This is a genomic window from Curtobacterium sp. 9128 (genome assembly GCF_900086645.1).
Lineage (GTDB): Bacteria > Actinomycetota > Actinomycetes > Actinomycetales > Microbacteriaceae > Curtobacterium.
The window spans coordinates 3,730,533-3,751,340 of sequence record NZ_LT576451.1 but is presented as its reverse complement, the minus strand read 5'-3'; the positions used below and the strand labels follow the sequence as shown (position 1 = coordinate 3,751,340).

The following is a 20,808-nucleotide window of genomic DNA, read 5'->3' as shown; positions in this document are numbered from 1 at the left end:
ACGCGGGGCGAGTCATCCCCAGACCTGTTCCTGCACGGCCTGCAGGAGGCCGTTCGTCGCCACGTTCGTCTGGTTGATCTCGACCCAGGTGGTGCCCTTGATGAAGAAGGTCGTCGTGGTGTCGACGGGATAGGGGACCGCCTGCTGCGTCCGCTGACAGAACCTGCCGCCGTCACGCGTGGAGCAGACCCAGCCGTCCTGCTCGAGCAGGGTGGTGTCGGCGTGGACGTTCTCGGGGGTCGACTTGCCGACCTTGATGTCCAGACCGGTGACGTCGGCCCTGGGGTCCTTCCAGATGCACCACAGGTCCGGCGCGGGGAATCCCGTGTCGTCCCCCCACTCGCTGCCGGCCGGATCCTGGAGCGGGATCGTCCCGAAGAACCGGTCGTAGTCGTCCGCCGGGACGAGCGCGCGGCAGTCCGACGGGATCACGCCGTCGGCCTGCGCCGGTGTGGGTGTGGTGGTGGGTTCGTTGACGACGGGTGCGGAGGACTTCGTCGGGGTCTGGGTCGGTTCGGTGACGGTCGGGCTCGGTGCTGGTGCTGCGGTGAAGGGCTGGGGGACCATGCCGAGTGCGACGGCGCCACTGCCGACGCCGATGCCGAGGACGGCGATGATGCCGATCACGATGCCGGCGCGGTGTCCGCGGCGTCGTGGTGCCGGTCGGTCGAGTTCGGCGCGGGCGAGGACGTTGTGCTTCATCGTGACGAGCATCTGCTGGAGGTCGTCTCCCTGGGGAGGTTCAGTGTTCATCGTGCGTCACCGCCTTCCTGAGTCGTGCTCGCGAGCGTGAGACCCGCTGGGTGACCGCGCCGACGCTCAGGCCGAGCATCGTGGCGGCTTCGGAGTAGGTGTGCCCCTGGAGGAGGCAGAGTTCGCAGATCTTCCGGTCGATCTCTGGGAGCGCGGCGATCTCGTCGCGGACCCAGCGGAGGCGTTCGCGGGCGTCGTCTTCGCTGGCGGGTGCTGCGAGCTCCGGCGGGAGTTCGTCGCCGGCGTTCTTCGCGATGCGACGGGCTTGGTTCCTGGCGTGGTTGCGGCACACGACGAGCAGCCAGGGCAGGAGTGTGCCGGTGGGCAGGTCGATCGATGCGGCTTTCTGCCAGAGCGTGAGCATCGTGTCCTGCACGAGTTCCTCGACGTCCTGCTTGCTGTCCGCCAGCGCCCATGCGTAGCGGGTCAGTGTCGGTGCGAAGCGGTCGAACGCCTCGGCCAGCGCTCCGGTGTCGCCGAGTGCGAGCCGACGTGCCAGTGCGGCGTCGGCATCGGTGGGTTGGTCCACGGTGCCCCCTCTCACCCCAGAAGTGTCGAGCAATCCGCGAACCTGACGCGTCGTGACCGATCTGTGACCATCCGGGTCGGGAACGCGTCAGACCCGTCCGCGATTGCGCCGGCGGATCTCCTTCGGTGCCCGTCCAGCGAGGAACGACCGGGCGGGGTCGACGACGAACCCCTGTCGCAGCGCCTCCCGGCCGATGAGCATCCGGAAGCCCATCTGGTCGCGGTTGCTCAGCGTCACCTCGGCGTCCACGGAGCGACCGGCGAGCTCGATCGCCATGCGCACGACGATGCGCTCCTGCGTGTGCCCGGAGGAACTGCGGATCACCCGGCGGTCGTGGACGTCGCACTCGACGGTCTGCGGGTCGGCGTCGGAGTCCTGCCACGGGTGCACCGAGAAGCGGACCCGATCGCCCGGGAGCTCTTCGAGGTCGAACGCGTGCAGGGCGGAGGTCCGCGCGCCGGTGTCGAGCTTGACCTTGATCCACGGGATGTCGAGGTCTGGCAGTGCCGCCCACTCACGCCACCCGGAGACGATCGGCCCGCGACGGGTGGGCTTCGGGTCGTCGGCCATGTCCCCATCCTGGCAGGACGGCGCGCGGAGCGTGTGCTCCGTCTGACAGCATGGAGCGTCGCCGTCGCCACCCCAGAACCCGCGGAGCCTCCTCGATGAAACTCGCCATCCTCTCGCGCGCCCCGCAGGCGTACTCGACGCAGCGGCTCCGGGCGGCAGCGCTCGACCGTGGGCACGAGGTGAAGGTCCTCAACACCCTGCGCTTCGCGATCGACCTGACCGGGGACGCGCCCGACCTGCAGTACCGCGGCAAGCTGCTCTCGGACTACGACGCGATCCTGCCCCGCATCGGGAACTCGATCACGTACTACGGCACCGCGGTCGTCCGGCAGTTCGAGCAGATGGACGTGTACACGCCGAACACCGCGAACGGCATCACGAACTCCCGCGACAAGCTCCGCGCGAACCAGATCCTGTCCCGCCACGACATCGGTATGCCGGCCACCACGTTCGTCGCCGGTCGGGCCGACGTCCGCGGTGCGATCGAGCGCGTCGGTGGAGCGCCCGTCGTGATCAAGCTCCTGGAGGGCACGCAGGGCATCGGCGTCATCCTGGCGCCGGAGGCGAAGGTCGCCGAGTCGATCGTCGAGACGCTGCACTCCACGAAGCAGAACGTCCTCATCCAGAGCTTCATCTCGGAGAGCCGCGGCAAGGACATCCGCGCGCTCGTCGTCGGCGACCGCGTCGTGGCCGCGATGCGCCGGAGTGCGAGCGGCGACGAGTTCCGGTCGAACGTGCACCGCGGGGGCACCGTCGAGCAGGTCACGCTGACCCCGGAGTACGAAGAGGCGGCGGTCCGCTCGGCGCAGATCATGGGACTCCGCGTCGCCGGCGTCGACATGCTCGAGGGCAACGACGGGCCCCTCGTGATGGAGGTCAACTCGTCCCCGGGGCTCGAGGGCATCGAGCGGGCGACCGGGCTGGACATCGCCGGCGCGATCATCGACTTCATCGCGAACCAGGTCGCCTTCCCCGAGATCGACGTCCGCCAGCGCCTGTCGGTGTCGACCGGTTACGGCGTGGCCGAACTCCTCGTGCACACCAACGCCGACCTGGTGGGCAAGACCATCAAGGACTCCGGGCTCTGGGACCGCGACATCACGGTCCTCACCCTGCACCGCGGGTCGAACGTCATCCCGAACCCGCGCAGCGGCGTCGCACTCGAGCCGGGCGACCGGTTGCTCTGCTTCGGCAAGCTCGAGGAGATGCGGTCGATGATCCCGGAGCGCCGGAAGCGCCGCGCCAAGCTCCGGAAGCTCCCGAAGGAGCCCCTGCCCGAGCAGTGACGCCGTGTACGCATCGGGGGCGGGGAGAGCGGTGCAGGATCGAGGGGTGACCGACCTCCCCGCCCCGCTCCGTACCCCCGTGCACGTCGCCCCGATGGCGGGCGGTCCGACGACCCCGGCGCTGGTGGTCGCCGCCGCCCGTGCCGGTCACTTCGCGCAGCTCGCCGCCGGGTACCGCACCGTCGACGACCTCGCCGCGCAGATCGCCGAGGTCCGGGACGCCACCGAGCACTTCGGGGTGAACCTCTTCGCGCCCAACCCGGTCCCGATCACCGACGCGGCGTACGACCGGTACCGCGATGCCCTCGGGGTCGAGGGGCTCCCGGACAAGCGCGAGGACGACGACGCCTGGGCGGACAAGGTGGCGCTGCTCCTCGACGACCCGGTGCCGGTCGTGTCCTTCACGTTCGGGCTGCCGGACGCCGACCTGGTGTGGGAGTTCCGGAAGCGCGAGACCATCACGATGCAGTCCGTGACGAACCGGGCCGAGGCACTCGCCGCAGCGGAACGCGGTGTCGACGTCCTGGTCGTGCAGGGCGAGGCGGCCGGCGGACACTCCGCCGTGCTCGACCCGGCCGCCGAGCCGCTGTGGGAACCGCTGCCGGAGCTGGTCCGGGCCGTCCGTCGAGCGGTCGACCTGCCCGTCATCGCTGCGGGCGGCATCGGGGGAGCCGCAGACGTCGAGGCCGTCCGCCTCGCCGGGGCAGGTGCCGCGATGGTCGGCACCCTCGTGCTCCGCGCCGACGAGGCAGGGACGAACCAGACCCACCGCGAGGCCCTCGCCGACCCGGTCTTCGACCGGACCGCGCTGACCAGGGCGTTCACCGGACGTCCGGCACGGGCACTCGTGAACCGCTTCGTCCGCGAGCACGAGGACGCGCCGCTCGGGTACCCGGCCCTGCACCACCTCACGAAGCCGATCCGCACGGCGGCCGCCGCCGCGGGCGATCCGCATGCGCTCCACTTGTGGGCGGGTCGGTCCTGGCGGGCGGCGGCCGACCGGCCGGTCGCGGACATCCTGGAGGCCCTGCTCACGTGAGCCGCGCCGGTCACCCGACCCGGGCCTCCCGTCGTTCTCCACAGGCCTGACCGTGCGGTGCACGCGCCGTCCCGGAGCGCACTACGCTCGGATGCGGCCCGCGTCGCAGCGTTGCGGAGGTCTGCGGACCGTTCCAGTTCATGCGCTCAGGAGGAATCCGTGACCGAATCCGCACCCGTCGACCCCACGACGACCGAAGGCTGGAAGACGCTCGCCGGCATCGCCGACGGCTTCTCGCCGGACCTGCGAGGGTGGTTCGACAGCGACCCGGGCCGGGCCGAGCAGTACACGTTCCAGGCGGGCGACCTCACCGTCGACCTGTCCAAGGGCCTGGTGACCGAGGAGATCCTCGCGGCGCTCCTCCAGGTCGCCGAGGCCACCGGGGTCGCGGAGCGCTACCAGGCGATGATCTCCGGTGAGCACGTCAACCCGACCGAGGACCGTGCCGTGCTGCACACCGCGCTCCGTCGTCCGAAGGGCGGCGAGCTCACCCCCGCGGCACCGTTCGTCGTGGACGGCCAGGACGTCGACGCCGACGTGCACGCCACGCTCGACAAGGTCTACGCCTTCGCGGAGCAGGTCCGTTCCGGCGCCTGGAAGGGCGTCACCGGCAAGCGCATCGAGACCGTCGTGAACATCGGCATCGGCGGGTCGGACCTCGGCCCCGTCATGGTCTACGAGGCGCTCAAGCCCTACGTGCAGGCCGGCATCGAGGCACGGTTCGTCTCGAACATCGACCCGGCCGACATCTACGAGAAGACCGCTGACCTCGACCCCGAGACCACGCTGTTCATCGTCGCGTCGAAGACCTTCGGCACCCTCGAGACCCTGACGAACGCCCGCCTGGCGCGGCAGTGGCTCTGGGAGAAGCTCGGCCTCACCGACGCCGCCGACGACGCGAAGAACGACGCCGTCGCCAAGCACTTCGTCGCCGTGTCGACCGCGCTCGACAAGGTCGCCGCGTTCGGCATCGACCCCGAGAACGCATTCGGCTTCTGGGACTGGGTGGGCGGCCGCTACTCGGTCGACTCGGCCATCGGCACGAGCGTGATCATCGCGATCGGCAAGGAGAACTGGCAGGACTTCCTCGCCGGCTTCCACACCATCGACGAGCACATGCGCACCACCCCGCTCGCGCAGAACGTGCCGGTCCTGATGGGCCTGCTCAACGTCTGGTACTCGAACTTCCTCGGTGCCCAGAGCCACGCGGTCCTGCCGTACACGCAGTACCTGCACCGCTTCGCCGCGTACCTGCAGCAGCTCACCATGGAGTCGAACGGCAAGCGCGTCCGCTGGGACGGCTCGCCCGTCACGACGGACACCGGCGAGGTCTTCTGGGGCGAGCCCGGCACGAACGGCCAGCACGCGTTCTACCAGCTCATCCACCAGGGCACCCGCCTGATCCCCGCGGACTTCATCGCGGTGGCGAACCCGGCCCGTCCGCTCAAGGACGAGACCGGCGACGGCAAGGCCGTGGAGCCCGGTCAGGACGTCCACAACCTGTTCCTCGCGAACTTCTTCGCGCAGACCAAGGCGCTGGCGTTCGGCAAGACCGCGGACGAGGTCCGGGCAGAGGGCACCACCGACGAAGCGATCGTCGCGGCGCGCACGTTCACGGGCAACAAGCCGTCGACGTCGATCCTCGCGCCGGCGCTCACGCCGAGCGTCGTCGGGCAGCTCATCGCGCTGTACGAGCACATCGTCTTCACCGAGGGCACCATCTGGGGCATCGACTCGTTCGACCAGTGGGGCGTCGAGCTCGGCAAGCAGCTCGCGCTGCAGATCGCACCAGCGGTCGACGGTGACGCCGACGCGCTGGCGTCGCAGGACTCCTCGACGAAGGCCCTCATCGCGAAGTACCTGGAGCTGCGCAAGTAGCACGCTGGCCGACGACACCCCGTCGCCCTCGGGCGGCGGGGTGTCGTCGTGTCCGGGGCGTCGTCGTGTCCGGGGTCCGATGCGCCGCGACCGGTCACGACACCCCGAGTGCCTCACGTCGAGTGGTCGCATACCGTCGAGGCCGGGGCGCGTGACCGACGGGATGCGACCGCTCGACGATCGTGAGCGGGGTGTCGCGACCAGTCGGCGGGGCTGCGCCGCGTCAGCGTCGGAGCGGGTCGAGGTTGAGCGTCGTGCCCTCGTAGAGGTACTGCTGCTTGCCGTACACCTGCATGCCGTCGTTGAGCCAGATGAGCGTCTCGACGGTGATCCCGAACCGCGCCGCGACGTCCCCGATCAGGTCGCCCGGCGCGATCACGTAGGACGCCGGTACGCCGGACGCCGTCGTCGCGGAGACCGTCCCGCTCGCGTTCGCCGTCGCGCCGCCGTCCGCCGGGTGCACGTTCGTCGTCCTGGCGGGCACCGACCACGCGACCTTCGTCACCGCGAGCACCTTGTCCGGGCCGATCTCGACCGGCAGCGACGGGTCAGCCGTCGCCGACGAGTAGGTCACCAGGGAACCGAGCCACGACGGGTCGGAGCCGGCCTTGTCGATCGGCACCGAAACAGCGGCCGACGGCGTGGTCGTGGCACCGCCGAGCTGGTCGTCGCCGATGCCGTGGTAGGTCAGCCCGTCGCCGACGGCGGGTGCGTCCTCGAGGAACGTCGCACTCACCGGGACCGGGAGCGTGGACGTGAACCCGGAGTACTGCACCACGAAGTGGTCATCGGCACCCGCGACCACCCGGTAGTGGAAGTGGACGCTGCCCTTCGGTGAGGCGACGTCGCCCTCGGTGACGACCGTGCCCGCCGGGATGGTCGAGATCGTCGGCGCGGGTGCTGACGCCTGCGACGGTTCCGGCGTCGGCGGGCGTGGCGACGACGACTCGCGCAGCAGGTCCGCGGCCGAGTCGCCCGCATCGGACGACGTCGACGGGGTCGGCGTCGGTGACGCGGAGATCGAGCGGGTGGGGGCAGGCAGATCCCCACCGCCACCCCGCAGCAGTGAGCAGCCGCCGAGGCTCGCGGCGACGACGACGCCCACACCGACCACGGCGATCGCGTTCTTCCTGGCGTGCACGTTTCCCCCTCGCCGAAGGATCGTATCCGACGGATCGTCACGGCACAGGTCCGTCTCCAGAGCCTGTGTCGAACGGCCCACGCAGACGGCGTCCCCCACCGCTCAGCGCATCCGGATCGCGCATCCAGCCCAGATGCGGAAGTATGTATCGGTGACGATCATGACGGAACGGCCGGTGGACCAGGCGACGAGCAGCGAACCGGAGCGGCCCGGCAACGCCACGGCCAAGCACGACAACGTCGCTCTGCTGTCCGTCGCGACCACTGTTGCTGAGCGTGTGACCACGTCGGCGGACATCGAGGAGCGCCTCCGCGGGGTGCTCCGGCGCCTCCGCCTGCCGATGGGTCTGCTCGAGCGGGTCGCCGGGGTCAAGGAGCGCCGCAACTGGGGCGACGGCCAGACCTTCCAGGACGCCGCGATCGACGCCGGACGTCGTGCGATGGCCGAGGCCGGCATCCGCCCGGAGGACGTCGGACTCCTCATCAACACCTCCGTGACCCGGCCGCACCTCGAGCCGAGCGTCGCCGTGCGCCTGCACCACGGACTCGGGCTGCCGTCGTCGGCGATCAACTTCGACATCGCGAACGCCTGCCTCGGGTTCGTCAACGCCATGAGCGTGGCCGCTGGCATGATCGACTCCGGCCAGATCAAGTACGCGCTCGTCGTGGACGGTGAGGACGCCGACCAGGTGCAGCTCAACACGATCGACCGCCTGAACCAGGGTGGCCGGAACCGCAAGGACTTCATGAGCGAGTTCGCCAGCCTGACGCTCGGCTCGGGCGCTGCCGCAGCCGTGCTCGGCCCGGCGGACATGCACCCGGGCGGACACCGGATCGTCGGTGGCGTCACCCGCGCGGCGACGCAGTGGTACGACCTCTGCGTCGGCAGCGTCGACGGCATGTTCACCGACGCGAAGATGCTGCTCAAGGGCGGCATGGAGCTCGTCGTGGCCGCCTGGAACGAGGCGCGCTCGCACTTCGACTGGGCCGACATGGACCGCTACGTCCTGCACCAGGTCTCCGACGTGCACACCAACGCCTTCGTCGAGGCGATCGGGGTCCCGCGGGACAAGGTCCCCACCACCTACGAGCGCTTCGGCAACGTCGGCCCGGCGTCGATCCCGATCACCCTGGCCGACGAGGCCGCGAACGGGCGGATCCGCCCCGGTGACCGCGTCTTCCTCGGCGGTGTCGGCTCCGGCATCAACACGGCGATGATGGAACTCCGCTGGTGACATCCGGGCTGCCCCGCGTGGCCGCGAGCACCGCTCCGGCCACGCAGCCGCCCTCCCTGCCAGGACTCGACCCCGCGTGGTCCCGTCTGGTGACCGTCCCCGCGTGGTCGGGTGGACGCTCGGGAGGCTCGGATCGCGCCGCGCGCACCTGGCACCTCCTCGACACGGCCGGGTCCCTGGCCGCGCTCGGCGTGGAACCGGTCGGCACGCTGCTGTGCGTGCACGGCAACCCGACGTGGTCGTACCTGTGGCGGTCGGTGCTCCGCACCTCGCTCGAGGTCGCCGCGGCCGGCGGACCCGCGTGGCGCGTGATCGCCGTCGACCAGCTCGACATGGGCTTCTCGGAGCGCACCGGGCTCGAGCGCGGGCTGCCCCAGCGCGTCGCCGACCTCGGCGCCCTGACCGACGAACTCGGCCTCACCGGACCCGTGGTGACCCTCGGGCACGACTGGGGCGGTGTGGTGTCGCTCGGCTGGGCGGTCGACCACCCCGACCTCGTGGTCGGCGTGACGACGTGCAACACCGCCGTGCACCAGCCGGACGACGCCCCGATCCCCGCTCCGCTGCGTCTGGCGCTCCGTCCGGGCCTCCTCGGTCGTGCGACCGTCGTGACGCCGGCGTTCCTCGAGACGACCCTCGCGATCGCGCACCCGAAGCTCGAGCGTCCCGTCGCCGACGCCTTCCGTGCGCCGTACCGGGGTGCTGCGCGTCGCGGTGGCATCGGCGGCTTCGTGGCGGACATCCCCGTCGACGCCGGGCACCCGAGCGCGAGGGAGCTCGACCGGATCTCCTCGGGCGTCGCTGCGCTCGACGTCCCCGCACTGCTCGTGTGGGGGCCTCGCGATCCGGTGTTCCTCGAGCGCTACCTCGACGACCTCGCGGAGCGGCTCCCACACGCGGACGTGCACCGGTTCGAGGGTGCAGGGCACCTGCTGCCGGAGGACGCGGACGTCGCCGGGACGGTCTTCGACTGGCTGGGTGACCGCCTGCCGGACGGTCGCGTGCCCGCCGGGGCCGAGCCGTCCCTCCAGACCGACACGTCCGAGGCGGCCGCGAGCCGCCCGCTCTGGGCCGCACTCGACGAGCTGCGCGACTCGGACGAGGCGGCGCTCGTCGAGATGGCGGCACCCGGCGGGACCCGGACGATCAGCTGGCGGCTCCTCGCCCGCCGGGTCGACGAGGTCGCCGCGGGGCTCCTCGACGTCGGTGTCCGCCCTGGTGACCGCGTCTCGTTGCTCGTCACCCCCGGAGCCGACCTCACGGCGGCGCTCTACGCCTGTGTCCGCGTCGGCGCGACGGTCGTCGTCGCCGATGCCGGACTCGGGCTCCGTGGCCTCACCCGTGCCGTGAAGGGCGCACGGCCGGACTGGATCATCGGTGCGCTGCCCGGCCTCGCCGCGGCGCGTGCGCTCGGTTGGCCGGGACGGCGGATCGCGACGGTGGCCCTTCCGGCTCCGGCACGTGCTGCGCTGCGTGTCGAGCACACGCTGTCGTCGGTCGCACGTCGCGGAGCGCGTCGTCTCGCGGCCGGGACGGCGCTGCCGGACGCACCGTCGTCCGATGCGCCGGCGGCCGTGCTCTTCACCTCGGGGTCGACCGGTCCGGCGAAGGGCGTCGTGTACACGCACGGACAGCTCGGCGCCGTCCGTGACGTCCTGTCGGCGCAGTACGACGTCGGGATCGGGACCGGCCTCGTCGCCGGGTTCGCGCCGTTCGCACTGCTCGGTCCGGCGCTCGGTGCGCGGTCCGTCGCGCCCGACATGGACGTCACCGCGCCCAGGACCCTCACGGCGAAGGCAGTGGCGGACTCCGTCGCCGCGGCCGACGCGACCGTGGTGTTCCTGTCGCCGGCGGCCATCGCGAACGTCGTGGCGACAGCGCCCGCGTTGACCGATGCCGACCGTGCCGCGCTCGGCCGCGTCCGCCTGTTCCTGTCGGCGGGCGCTCCCGTCTCGGCCGCGCTGCTGACGGCCGCGACCGAGCTGATGCCGAACGCGAGTGCGCACACCCCCTACGGCATGACCGAGGGGCTGCTCATGACGGACGTGGACCTCGACGGCATCCGTGGGGCCGCTGCGACGTCCTCGGGTGCGGGTGGGGTGTGCGTCGGCCGACCGGCCGCCGGTGTCTCCGTCCGCATCGCACCCCTGTCGCCGTCCGGAGCGCCGACGGGCGAGCTCACGGACGAGCCGGACGTCACGGGGGAGATCGTCGTCGTCGCCCCGCACGTCCGCGACCACTACGACCGGCTCTGGCGGACGAACCGTGCCGCGCGGCTGGGCGTCATCGATCCCCGCGGGCACCGCACCGGTGACGTCGGGCACCTGGACGCCTCCGGGCAGCTCTGGGTCGAGGGGCGGCTCCAGCACGTGATCACGACGCCGGCCGAGGTGCTCACACCGGTCGGTCCCGAGCAGCGCATCGAGGGCGTGACCGGCGTGGGGCGTGCGGGTGTCGCCGGTGTCGGCCCCGCGGGGACGCAGCAGGTCGTCGCCGTCGTGGAGACGGTCCCGTCGGTGCGGCGTCCAGGGCTGGCCCCGTCCGCGTTGGCCGCGTCGATCCGTGCCGCTGCGGGGGCGCCGATCGCCGCGGTGCTCGTCGTGCCCGTGCTGCCGACGGACATCCGGCACAACTCGAAGGTCGACCGCACACGACTCGCGCGCTGGGCTGCATCGGTCCTCGGTGGCGGACGGATGGTGCGCCCGTGACGGTCCTGGTCACCGGCGCGAGCGGGTTCCTCGGCCGAGCGGTCGCCGCCGCCGTGCGGGACGCCGGGCACGACGTGCGCACGTTCCAGCGCCGTCCGTCCGGCGTTGCCGGTGTCGACGGTGGGGCCGCGGTCTCCGACGTGCTCGGGACGATGACGGACCCGGCTGCGGTCGTCCGTGCCGTCGAGGGCGTCGACGCCGTCGTGCACCTCGCCGCCAAGGTCTCGCTCGCCGGTGACCCCGCCGACTTCACCCGGGTGAACGTGGAGGGCACGCAGGCGCTCATCGACGCCGCACGGGCGGCCGGTGTCTCCCGGTTCGTGTTCGTGTCGTCGCCGTCGGTGGCCCACACCGGGTCCTCGATCGCGGGTGCCGGCGCGTCCCCTGCCTCGCCGGACGGCGCGCGGGGGGACTACGCCAGGACCAAGGCGGCCGCCGAACTCCTGGCGCTCGCCGCGGACGCACCCGGGTTCGCCGTCGTCGCCGTCCGCCCGCACCTGGTGTGGGGCCCCGGCGACACACAGCTCGTCGGCCGCATCGTCGACCGGGCCCGTCGCGGCCGGCTGCCGTTGCTCGACTCCGGCGCTGCACTCATCGACTCCTGCTACGTCGACAACGCGGCGTCGGCGATGGTCGCGGCGCTGACCCACGCGGCCGACGAGGGTGTCCACGGGAACGCGTACGTGGTCACCAACGGCGAACCACGGCCCGTCGCGGACCTGCTCGACGGGATCTGCCGGGCATCCGGTGTGCCGACGCCCAGGTGGCACGTCCCAGCGGGTGTCGCCCGTGCGGCCGGGTCCGTCGTCGAAGCGGTCTGGCGGGTCCGGCCGGGGGTGGACGAGCCGCCGATGACGCGGTTCCTGGCCGAACAGCTGTCGACGTCGCACTGGTTCGACCAGCGACGCACCCGGCGCGACCTGCAGTGGGAGCCCGCGGTGTCGATCGACGAGGGGCTGCGGCGCCTGGCGGGCTGAGCGCCCGTCGTCCCCCGCCTGAGCCCGTGTGGGCACCGCGTCCGTACTGTCGGGAGCATGACCACCACCGTCCTCGTCGCCGGCGCGACCGGAGACCTCGGCGGGCGCATCGTCCGCGAGCTCCTCGCCCGTGACACCAGCGTCCGCGTCCTCACCCGACCCGGCAGCACGACCGCCGCCGAGCGCTTCGGCAGGGACGACCGCGTCGAGGTCGTCGTGGCGGAGTACACTGACGGCACGGCACTCCGAGCGGCACTGACCGGCGTCGAGGTCGTCGTCTCCGCCGTCAGCGGCACCCGCTCCGTGATCGTCGACGCGCAGCGGGCACTGCTCGCCGCCGCAGTCGACGCCGGTGTCGAGCGCTTCGTCCCGTCGGACTACTCGGCTGACTACCGACGGACCACGCCGGGCACGAACCGGAACTTCGAGCTCCGGCGGGAGTTCGCCGCGGACCTCGACGCCGCGCGGATCCGGGGCACGTCGGTGCTCAACGGCGCGTTCACGGACATGCTCACCGGGCAGGCGCCGATGATCCTGTTCGACAGGCAGCGGGTGCTGTTCTGGTCGTCCGCGGACCAGGTGCTCGACTTCACCACGAAGGACGACACCGCACGGGTGACGGCGGAGGTCGCGCTCGACCCGTCGGCCCCGCGGGTCGTCGAGGTCGCCGGGGACCGGGTGACCGCACGTGAGATCGCGGGCACGATGTCGCGGCTCACGGGCACCGTGTTCCGGCTGCAGTGGGCCGGGACCGCTGGGACGCTCTCCGCGATGGCGAGGGTCGGGCGCCGGGTGTCGCGGGACACGGGCGAGCCGTTCCCTGCCTGGCAGGGGATGCAGTACTTCGTGACGATGTTCAGCGGGGAGGGTGAGCTGCGCCACGTCGACAACGCCCCGTTCGGTGACGAGTGGACGAGCGTGCGGGACGTCCTCGCCGAGCATGTCGGCTCAGCGCCGGAGTGACCTGCTCCGCTCCTCGTCGTTCGTGACCCCCACCCCGAGCACGACGAGGTCGGTGATGTCGATCGGCGCCGTCGGTGGCAGGTGCAGGTCGGCCGGGTCGATGCGATGGTGCGTGTTCATGGTCCCCTTCTTCCACGACGGTGTGTCCGGTAATACAACAGCACCTGGCCGCTGGAATGCAAGCGGCCGGCGCCGCGGTGTCACAGGCGCGGGGTACCTTCGTCGCATGGACAGGTCGGAGATCCTCGCAGCAGCCGCGGCCGCGCACGCCGCACGCATCGCAGCAGCCGGTGGTGACGACACCGATGCCCGGGCGCGTGCCGTGGGTGTGTCGGGCGCGCAGCACGACCGCGCGACCGACCGAGACCGCGAACGGGCTCGCGCGGCGGAGTCGGACCGCGCGGCCGACCGGACCGAAGGGGCGCTGTCCGACTGGCACCGGATGGGCACCCGCCGCGGTGTCACCCCGGACGAGCAGGTGCGTTCCGCCTGGTCGATCGCCGGCGTCCCGGACCCCGGTGCCGGTCGCGCCCTGGCCAACGTCCTGCTGTCGACGGCTGGCCACGCGGGTCGCGTCGCCGATGCCGCACGTCGAAACCAGGCGCTGTCGGGGGCGGCCCGTGCGGCGGCACGTCGCACGGTCCGTCGCTACACCGACCACGGCGCGGACATGTCGTCGCTCGGCGACGTGCTCGGGGAGCAGGGCCGAGGCGACCGATCGTGACCAGGGCTTTCGATGGACCGATCCAATCGACCTGACGTGAGAATGTGTGGTTGACAGGACAAAGTACTCGGCTACGATCGACCCCAGCAAGGGCGCACGATCACTGACGAAGGAGTCCCCGATGGTCGACATCAAACCGACATCCACGAGCACGCTTCCACCGCTCGGCACCGGCCCGTACCGCAAGCGTCTCGGTGTGCTGGCACTCGTCGCCACCTTCGGCGGCCTGCTCTTCGGGTACGACACCGGCGTGATCAACGGTGCCCTGCTCCCGATGAAGCAGGAGCTCGGCCTGACGAACCTCACCGAGGGCGTCGTCACCAGCTCCCTGCTGTTCGGCGCTGCCATCGGCGCGATGCTCGGCGGTCGGATCGCTGACGGGTGGGGGCGCCGCAAGACGATCATCCTGCTCGCGGTGACCTTCTTCGTCGGCACGCTGACGTGCGTCTTCGCCCCGGCCTTCGGCGTGATGGTGGTCGGCCGTGTGCTCCTCGGGCTGGCAGTCGGTGGTGCGTCGACGGTGGTGCCGGTGTTCCTCGCCGAACTCGCCCCGTACGAGATCCGTGGGTCCCTGTCCGGCCGGAACGAGCTCATGATCGTGATCGGTCAGCTCGCGGCCTTCGTCGTGAACGCGATCATCGGCACCCTCTGGGGTGAGGGCAACGGTGTCTGGCGCGTCATGCTCGCCGTGTGTGCGCTCCCCGCGATCGCGTTGTTCATCGGCATGCTCCGCGTCCCGGAGTCGCCGCGGTGGTTGGCGTCGAAGGGCCGGAACGACGAGGCGCTCGATGTGCTCGGGCAGATCCGCTCGAAGGAGCGCGCGGTCGCCGAGCTCGACGACATCAAGCGGACGAACGACCTCGAAGCGAAGATCCAGCGCGTCAGCGGCTGGCGCACCCTGCTCGGCAACAAATGGCTGATCCGCATCGTGCTCATCGGCGCCGGCATCGGTGTCGCGCAGCAGCTCACCGGCATCAACTCGATCATGTACTACGGCCAGACCGTGCTCATCGAGTCCGGCTTCGAGCAGTCGGCGGCGCTCATCGCCAACATCGCGCCCGGGGTCATCGCGGTGATCGGTGGTGTGATCGCGATCGCGAACATGGAGCGGATCAACCGCCGGACGACGCTCATCATCGGGTACTCGCTGACGACCGTGTGCCACTTCCTCATCGGCATCGCGTCGATCACCCTGCCCGCCGGCAACCCGGCCCGCCCCTGGGTGATCCTGTTCCTCGTCGTCGCCTTCGTCGGCTCGATGCAGACCTTCCTCAACATCGCCACGTGGGTGATCCTGTCGGAGATCTTCCCGACGCAGATCCGTGCGCTCGGCATGGGCATCGCGGTGTTCTGCCTCTGGATCGCGAACGCGTTCCTCGGCCTGTACTTCCCGTCGATCGTCGCTGCGACCGGCATCACCGGAACGTTCTTCGGGTTCGCCATCGTCGGTGTGCTGGCGCTGTTCTTCATCTGGAAGTTCGTGCCGGAGAGCCGCGGCCGCACCCTCGAGGAGGTCGAGGAAGGCGTCACGACCGGCAACATCTTCACGGTTCCGGACAAGAAGGCCCACCGCTGACCCGTGCCACCGGAGCCGACCACACCACGAGGTGTGGTCGGCTTCGTCCGTTCGTCACGCATGGCACCATCGGAACATGGTGACCGAGACGCCCCGAGCGGCCCGTCGGCGGGTCTTCGACAGGATCCGGACCGTGGTCGGCGTCACGGCGCTGGTCCTGCTGCCGATCGTGGTCGTCGGCGGGATCGTCCTCGACCGGTCGACCTCGGCCTCGCTCGGGCAGTCGGTCGACGTGGACGTCGCCGGGCAGCACGCTCGGGTGTCGGTGCAGATCGACTCGTTCCACGAGGTCGAGCGGAAGCGAGCACGGTCGCTGGGCATCGACCTCGACGAGTCCACGCGGGCGTACATCGCCCGCGGCTCGGTGCGGCTCGTCGGCGGCACCCTCGACGACACTCCGGTGTTCTCGTCCCGGCACTGGGTGCTCCACGAGCGCAACCACAGTGGCAAGTTCGGTGTCTCCCCGGACTGGGCGGCAGCGAGCGAAGAGTCCTTGCCGGTCGGCGATCCGGCGTTCGACCGCCTCTGTCCGTCGGTGCAGAACGCCTCGGACCTCCGGCGCGGCCGTACCGTCCGTCTGTGCGAGGTCGTCTTCCTCGGCACCACGACCCAGCCCGGCTCGCTGCAGTGGGAGGGTGACGCCGGTTCCGGGATCCTGCACCGCACCACGCGGTGGCGCTTGCCGATCCACCCGATGCCACTGACGTCCTGAGGGGAACCCGGCCGACGCGAGGGAGCGTGACCGGTGATGGACGGGAGGCACGGTGCCAGCCGGCATCCCTCCCTCGGGCTCGCGGTCGTCGGTTTCCTGGCCCTGCTGTCCATCTGGAAGGTGGTCCCGGAGGGCGGGGGTCGCACCCTCGAGGAGGTCGGCTCCGCGCGTTCGTGGCGCACGCGGTCTCCACCGCAGGCGGCCTGCGAAGATGGGGTCATGGCTGACACCGCGCCCAGGGGTACCGACGAGCTCCTCGCCGCGTCACGGGGACTGCTCGGCGTGGTGGTCCGGTCCCTGGCGCCGGCGCTCGAGGACGTCACCGTCCCGCAGTTCCGACTGATCGTCCTCGTGTCGACACTCGGTCCGACCCGCGCCGGTGATCTTGCCGAACGATTGGCGGTCGGTCCGTCGACGTTGACCAGGAACGTCGACCGTCTGGTCGCGGGCGGCTGGGTCGAACGTCGATCGAGCGAGGAGAACCGACGAGAGGTCCTCGTCGTCGCGACCGACCGGGGCAGGGAGCTGGTCGACGAGGTGAGCGAGCGGCGTCGTCAGGAGCTCGCGGCGATCCTGGCGCGGATCCCAGAGGGCGACCGTGACGCGGTCGTCGCGGGCATGGGCGCGCTCCGACGGGCGATGGGGGAGCCACTGCCGGAGGAGATCTCGGCGTTCGGCGGCTGACGAGGCGTCCCGGAACCGCGGAGCGGGTCCAGGTTCATTGCATGAGTACAATCATTGTGTCCATGCAACTCACTCTGGAGGACCGTGTCCACACACGCCGTCACCCGCCCACACCTCCACCGCGCCGGAACGCGCTTCGGCGGTGCCGCCGTCCGGCTCGCGTTTCCCGCCCTCGTCGTCGGAGCCGGGGCCGGCGTGGCTGCCGTCGTCTTCCGATGGCTCATCGAGCACGCCACGTGGGTCTTCAGCGGCCACGCCGACTACTCCGCCACGCACGGGAATCCCGCGAACCAGTGGGTGCCGTGGCTCGGGGCCGGCTTCGTCGTCCTCGCGCCGGCCGTCGGCGGTCTGCTCTACGGGCCGCTGATCCAGCGCTTCGCCCGTGAGGCGCGCGGCCACGGCGTCCCCGAGGTGATGTTCGCCGTCGCCCGGAACGGCGGCAGGATCCGGGGGAGTGTCGCGGTCGTGAAGGCCGTCGCGAGCGCGATCTGCATCGGGGCCGGCGGTTCGGTGGGTCGTGAGGGGCCGATCATCCAGATCGGCTCGGCGCTCGGTTCCACGATCGGCCGCTGGATGCGGATGCCAGAGGTCCGGCTGCGGACGCTCGTGGCGTGCGGGGCGGCCGGTGGGATCTCGGCGACGTTCAACGCCCCCGTCGCCGGGGTCTTCTTCGCGCTCGAGCTCCTCCTCTGCGACTTCACGCCGACCTCGTTCGGCGCCGTCGTCATCGCGAGCGTCACGGCAGCGCTCATCGGCCGTGCGGCGTTCGGCGACACCGCGTTCCTGCACCTGCCCGCGATCGGGTCCATCACCCCGCCTGAGTACCTGCTCTTCGCGCTGCTCGGGCTCCTCGCGGGCGCGATCGGCATCGGCTTCGCGCGGGTGCTGTACCTCGTCGAGGACCTCTGCGACGTGCTCTGGCGGGCCACGAAGGGGCCGGAGTGGCTCCGGCCGGTCGCTGGCGGCCTGCTGCTCGGGCTCCTGCTCCTCGTCCTGCCGCAGATGTACGGCGTCGGCTACCCGGTGCTCGAGCGGGGCGTCGGCGGCGAGTACGCGATCGGGTTCCTGGCGGTGCTCGTGATCGGGAAGGTGCTGGCAACGTCACTGACCCTCGGCATCGGCGGGTCGGGAGGCGTGTTCGCGCCGTCGCTCTTCGTCGGCGCGATGACGGGAGCCGCCTTCGGCGAAGTGGTCGCGATGGTCGATCCGTCGATGCGGGGGCAGGTGGCGGCCTTCGCCGTGGTCGGCATGGCTGCGGTCTTCGCCGGATCGACCCGTGCGCCGATCACGGCCGGCATCATGCTGTTCGAGCTGACCGGTGACTACGCGCTGATCCTGCCCGTGTTCGTCGCGATCGTGATCGCCACCGCCGTGTCGCGGGTGCTCTCACGCGACACGATCTACACGCTCAAGCTCAGTCGTCGCGGGGTGGACCTGACGGACTCGGCGGTGGAGCCTCCTCGGCCTTCGGGGACGACGGCCGGGTCGTCGGCGCGGCCGCTCGGCGACGTGCTGACGACCGAGGCGACCGCCGCGCAGGCGCTCGAGGTGCTGGAGGGTTCCGGCGGTCATCCGGTCGTGGTCGTCGGCGTCGACGGGCAGTTCGCCGGGGTGGTCTCCGCGAGGTCCGTCGGCGACGCCGTGCTGAAGGACGTCGGCTTCGCCTCGCGCTCGGTCGTCGACGTGGTCGCCGACGTCCGCGCGGTCCCCGCGGACTCCGCGCTCGAGGCCGTCGTCACCGATGTCGTCGACGCCACCGAGACGGTGGGGCTGCCGGTGGTCGACGGAGCCGGGCGGCCGGTCGGCTGGCTCGGAGCGTCGGACGCGCTGCGCGCCCTGGTGCCCGACAGTCGGATGAATCGCGCGTAGGAAGACGAATCGCGCGTAGGAGGCCAGATGTTCCGGTCACCTACGCGCGATCCGGCTTTCCACTGCGAGCGCGATGGGACGGAACGCGACCAGACGACGGACGGGAGGCACGGTGTCAGCTGGCACCCCTCCCTCGCAGGCTCGGTCGGCGCGCCCCGCACAACGCTTCGCATTGCCGCCAAGCGGGGCGCGCCCGTCCGTCCTGTTGCCGTGTTACGGGCGCAACAGGACCTTGCCGACCCGGCCGGCGGTGTCCGACGCGCGGACCGCGTCCTGGACGTCCTCGAACGCGAAGGTCTCCGCGACGGGGAGCGTCAGCGAGCCGTCGAGCACCCGCGTGATGAGCTCGCCGAAGAGCTGCTGCTTCGTCTCGGCGGGCATCGTCCGCGAGACCACGCTGCCCCAGAAGCCCTTGACGGTGAGCTGGCCGAAGATGACCTTGCCCGACGGGATCTCGAGCGTCGGCGACGCCATCGCGCCGAAGACGACGAGCGTCGCGTCCTCGCCGAGCACGGACGCGATGTCTCCGGCGGCCTTGCCGCCGACCGACTCGACGCCCGCGACGATCGGAGCGCCACCGGTGATCGCGGTGACCTGGTCCTTCCAATCATCTGCGTCCGTGGCGACGATGCGCTCGATGCCCTGTGCACGGAGCTCTTCGACACCGGCGGCGCGACGCACCAGACCGATGACGTTGATCCCGCGTGCCTTGCCGAGCTGCGCGACCATGCGGCCGACGGCACCGTTCGCGGCGTTCTGGATGAGCCAGTCACCCTCGTGCAGGTCGAGGGAGTGCAGCAGGCTGATCGCGCTGAACGGCATCGAGACGAGCTGTGCCGCGGCTTCGTCCGTCATCGCGTCGGGCACCGGGACGAGCCCGGCGGCCTTGGCGGTGTAGTACTCCGCCCAGACGCCGAACGCGCCGCCGGCGACGCGCTGGCCGACCTGCAGGTTCGTCACGCCGTCGCCGAGGGCTTCGACGACGCCGAGGGCCTCGGTGCCGGATGCAGCGGGCAGCTCGGGCTTGAAACCGTAGGTGCCGCGGACGGTCCAGAGGTCGTGGTTGTGGATCGGGGAGAGGACCGTGCGGACGAGGACCTCGCCGGGGCCGGGCGTGGGGACCGGACGCTCCTCGACGTGGAGGACCTCGGCGGGTTCGGCGAAGGTGTCGTGGACGACGGCGCGCATGGTGGTGTCGGTCATGGACTAGTCCTCCGAGACGGTGATCGTGACGTCGATGTTGCCGCGCGTCGCGTTCGAGTACGGGCACACCTGGTGTGCGGCGTCCGCGAGGGCCTGGGCTTCGTCGTGCTCGATGCCGGGCAGGACGACCTCGAGCAGGACGGCGAGCTGGTAGCCGCCGTTGCCGTTCGGGCCGATCTGGACGCGGCCACCGACGGAGGACTCGTCGATCTTCACCTTCTTGGCGCGGGCGACGCCCTGCAGCGCGGAGTGGAAGCACGCGGCGTAGCCGGCGGCGAAGAGCTGCTCGGGGTTGGTGCCGTTGCCGGAGCCGCCCATCTCCTTCGGGATGGCCAGGTCGAGCTCGAACGAGCCGTCGCTGGTGGCGACGCGGCCGTCACGGCCGGCGCCGGTGGAGAGGGCCTCGGCGGTGTAGAGGGCTTCCATGTGGTGTTCCTTCCTTCGTGGGGGACTGGGGCGGGCACTCAGGGGCGCCCGGCGGGCTGCGCGGCCGCGGCGTGCATCGTCTCGGTGAGGCGCTGCAGCGTGTGGATGAGGTCGGCGGCGGACTGCTCGTCGGGGAGCCCGGTGCCGCGGGCGATGCGTGCGGGGATGTCGGCGAGCTCGGGGCGGAGGGCACGGCCGCGGTCGCCGATCGTCACCGTGACGACCCGTTCGTCGGCGCTGCGGCGCTCACGACGCACCAGGTCGGACTGCTCCATGCGACGGAGCAGCGGCGACAGTGTGCCGGAGTCGAGCTGCAGGTGGTCGCCGAGGGTCGAGACGGTCTGGTCGCCCTCCACCCAGAGGGTCACGAGGACGAGGTACTGCGGGTACGTCAGGCCCCACGGCTCGAGCATCGTGCGGTACGCCTGGGTCGTCGCCCGGGTCGCCGCGTAGAGCGAGAAGCACACCATCTCGTCGGTCACCGGCATGCCCCAAGCATTGCACGCAACCGAGTTGTGCACAACCTTACCGATGCG

The 20,808-nt window shown here is 71.3% G+C and carries 20 protein-coding genes; 12 read left to right on the top strand and 8 right to left on the bottom strand.

Translation table 11 applies throughout. The features are described 5' to 3' along the window. Positions 1-12: 12 nt before the first annotated feature. From QK288_RS17890 to QK288_RS17880, 3 genes are all read right to left on the bottom strand, one after another. Positions 13-753 (bottom strand): hypothetical protein, encoded by a 741-nt coding sequence (locus QK288_RS17890; protein WP_281265619.1) that lies wholly within the window; start codon positions 751-753, stop codon positions 13-15. Further along, positions 743-1,282, bottom strand: a complete 540-nt coding sequence (locus QK288_RS17885) for a sigma-70 family RNA polymerase sigma factor (protein WP_281265618.1) — start codon at positions 1,280-1,282, stop codon at positions 743-745. Before QK288_RS17885 ends, QK288_RS17890 begins: the two co-directional genes overlap by 11 nt. An 87-nt stretch (positions 1,283-1,369) precedes the next feature. Further along, on the bottom strand, positions 1,370-1,852 hold the full coding sequence (locus QK288_RS17880; RefSeq protein ID WP_281265617.1) for a RimK/LysX family protein: 483 nt from the start codon (positions 1,850-1,852) through the stop codon (positions 1,370-1,372). Between the two features lie 95 nt (positions 1,853-1,947). Here QK288_RS17880 and rimK point away from each other — a divergent pair, with 95 nt between their 5' ends. The 3 genes from rimK (at position 1,948) to pgi (ending at position 6,055) form a co-directional block, all read left to right on the top strand. Next, positions 1,948-3,138 (top strand): 30S ribosomal protein S6--L-glutamate ligase, encoded by a 1,191-nt coding sequence (gene rimK / locus QK288_RS17875; protein ID WP_281265616.1) that lies wholly within the window; start codon positions 1,948-1,950, stop codon positions 3,136-3,138. A gap of 46 nt (positions 3,139-3,184) precedes the next feature. Then, on the top strand, positions 3,185-4,177 hold the full coding sequence (locus QK288_RS17870; protein WP_281265615.1) for a nitronate monooxygenase: 993 nt from the start codon (positions 3,185-3,187) through the stop codon (positions 4,175-4,177). A gap of 159 nt (positions 4,178-4,336) precedes the next feature. Further along, on the top strand, positions 4,337-6,055 hold the full coding sequence (gene pgi / locus QK288_RS17865) for a glucose-6-phosphate isomerase (protein WP_281265614.1): 1,719 nt from the start codon (positions 4,337-4,339) through the stop codon (positions 6,053-6,055). A gap of 223 nt (positions 6,056-6,278) precedes the next feature. Here the strand turns inward: pgi and QK288_RS17860 are convergent, their stop codons facing one another. Continuing rightward, positions 6,279-7,196, bottom strand: coding sequence for a LysM peptidoglycan-binding domain-containing protein (locus QK288_RS17860; protein ID WP_281265613.1), 918 nt, complete (start codon positions 7,194-7,196; stop codon positions 6,279-6,281). A 160-nt stretch (positions 7,197-7,356) separates the two neighbouring features. Here QK288_RS17860 and QK288_RS17855 point away from each other — a divergent pair, with 160 nt between their 5' ends. Genes QK288_RS17855 through QK288_RS17840 form a run of 4 tightly spaced genes read left to right on the top strand, consistent with a single transcriptional unit; the run spans position 7,357 to position 13,078 of the window. Beyond that, a complete protein-coding gene (locus tag QK288_RS17855; protein WP_281267626.1) occupies positions 7,357-8,430 on the top strand; it encodes a 3-oxoacyl-ACP synthase III in 1,074 nt (357 codons plus the stop codon). Further along, on the top strand, positions 8,427-11,138 hold the full coding sequence (locus QK288_RS17850; protein ID WP_281265612.1) for an alpha/beta fold hydrolase: 2,712 nt from the start codon (positions 8,427-8,429) through the stop codon (positions 11,136-11,138). Before QK288_RS17855 ends, QK288_RS17850 begins: the two co-directional genes overlap by 4 nt. Next, a complete protein-coding gene (locus QK288_RS17845; protein WP_281265611.1) occupies positions 11,135-12,115 on the top strand; it encodes an NAD-dependent epimerase/dehydratase family protein in 981 nt (326 codons plus the stop codon). The genes QK288_RS17850 and QK288_RS17845 overlap by 4 nt, the downstream gene beginning before the upstream one ends. A 57-nt stretch (positions 12,116-12,172) precedes the next feature. Next, entirely contained in the window at positions 12,173-13,078 is a 906-nt protein-coding gene (locus QK288_RS17840) for an NmrA family NAD(P)-binding protein (RefSeq protein ID WP_281265610.1), read from the top strand. On the opposite strand, the gene QK288_RS17835 is transcribed toward QK288_RS17840, so the two are convergent. Beyond that, positions 13,064-13,198 (bottom strand): hypothetical protein, encoded by a 135-nt coding sequence (locus QK288_RS17835; RefSeq protein WP_281265609.1) that lies wholly within the window; start codon positions 13,196-13,198, stop codon positions 13,064-13,066. The two genes, QK288_RS17840 and QK288_RS17835, sit on opposite strands and share 15 nt — an antisense overlap. 106 nt (positions 13,199-13,304) lie before the next feature. On the opposite strand from QK288_RS17835, the gene QK288_RS17830 reads away from it, so the two are divergent. From QK288_RS17830 to QK288_RS17810, 5 genes are all read left to right on the top strand, one after another. After that, entirely contained in the window at positions 13,305-13,802 is a 498-nt protein-coding gene (locus QK288_RS17830; RefSeq protein WP_281265608.1) for a hypothetical protein, read from the top strand. A gap of 121 nt (positions 13,803-13,923) precedes the next feature. Continuing rightward, positions 13,924-15,378 (top strand): sugar porter family MFS transporter, encoded by a 1,455-nt coding sequence (locus QK288_RS17825; protein ID WP_281265607.1) that lies wholly within the window; start codon positions 13,924-13,926, stop codon positions 15,376-15,378. A 76-nt stretch (positions 15,379-15,454) separates the two neighbouring features. Further along, the gene (locus tag QK288_RS17820) at positions 15,455-16,090 is read left to right on the top strand and encodes a hypothetical protein (RefSeq protein WP_281265606.1); all 636 of its coding nucleotides are present in this window, start codon (positions 15,455-15,457) and stop codon (positions 16,088-16,090) included. Between the two features lie 219 nt (positions 16,091-16,309). After that, positions 16,310-16,774 (top strand): MarR family transcriptional regulator, encoded by a 465-nt coding sequence (locus QK288_RS17815; RefSeq protein ID WP_281265605.1) that lies wholly within the window; start codon positions 16,310-16,312, stop codon positions 16,772-16,774. An 84-nt stretch (positions 16,775-16,858) separates the two neighbouring features. After that, positions 16,859-18,643, top strand: a complete 1,785-nt coding sequence (locus QK288_RS17810; RefSeq protein WP_281265604.1) for a chloride channel protein — start codon at positions 16,859-16,861, stop codon at positions 18,641-18,643. A gap of 213 nt (positions 18,644-18,856) precedes the next feature. On the opposite strand, the gene QK288_RS17805 is transcribed toward QK288_RS17810, so the two are convergent. From QK288_RS17805 to QK288_RS17795, 3 genes are read right to left on the bottom strand one after another with little or no spacing between them, the layout of a single operon-like run. Beyond that, complete coding sequence (locus QK288_RS17805; RefSeq protein ID WP_281267625.1) at positions 18,857-19,831, bottom strand: zinc-binding dehydrogenase; 975 nt, start codon at positions 19,829-19,831, stop codon at positions 18,857-18,859. A gap of 18 nt (positions 19,832-19,849) precedes the next feature. Continuing rightward, positions 19,850-20,272, bottom strand: coding sequence for an organic hydroperoxide resistance protein (locus QK288_RS17800; RefSeq protein ID WP_281265603.1), 423 nt, complete (start codon positions 20,270-20,272; stop codon positions 19,850-19,852). A gap of 38 nt (positions 20,273-20,310) precedes the next feature. Continuing rightward, complete coding sequence (locus QK288_RS17795) at positions 20,311-20,760, bottom strand: MarR family transcriptional regulator (RefSeq protein ID WP_281265602.1); 450 nt, start codon at positions 20,758-20,760, stop codon at positions 20,311-20,313. Between the last annotated feature and the right edge of the window lie 48 nt (positions 20,761-20,808).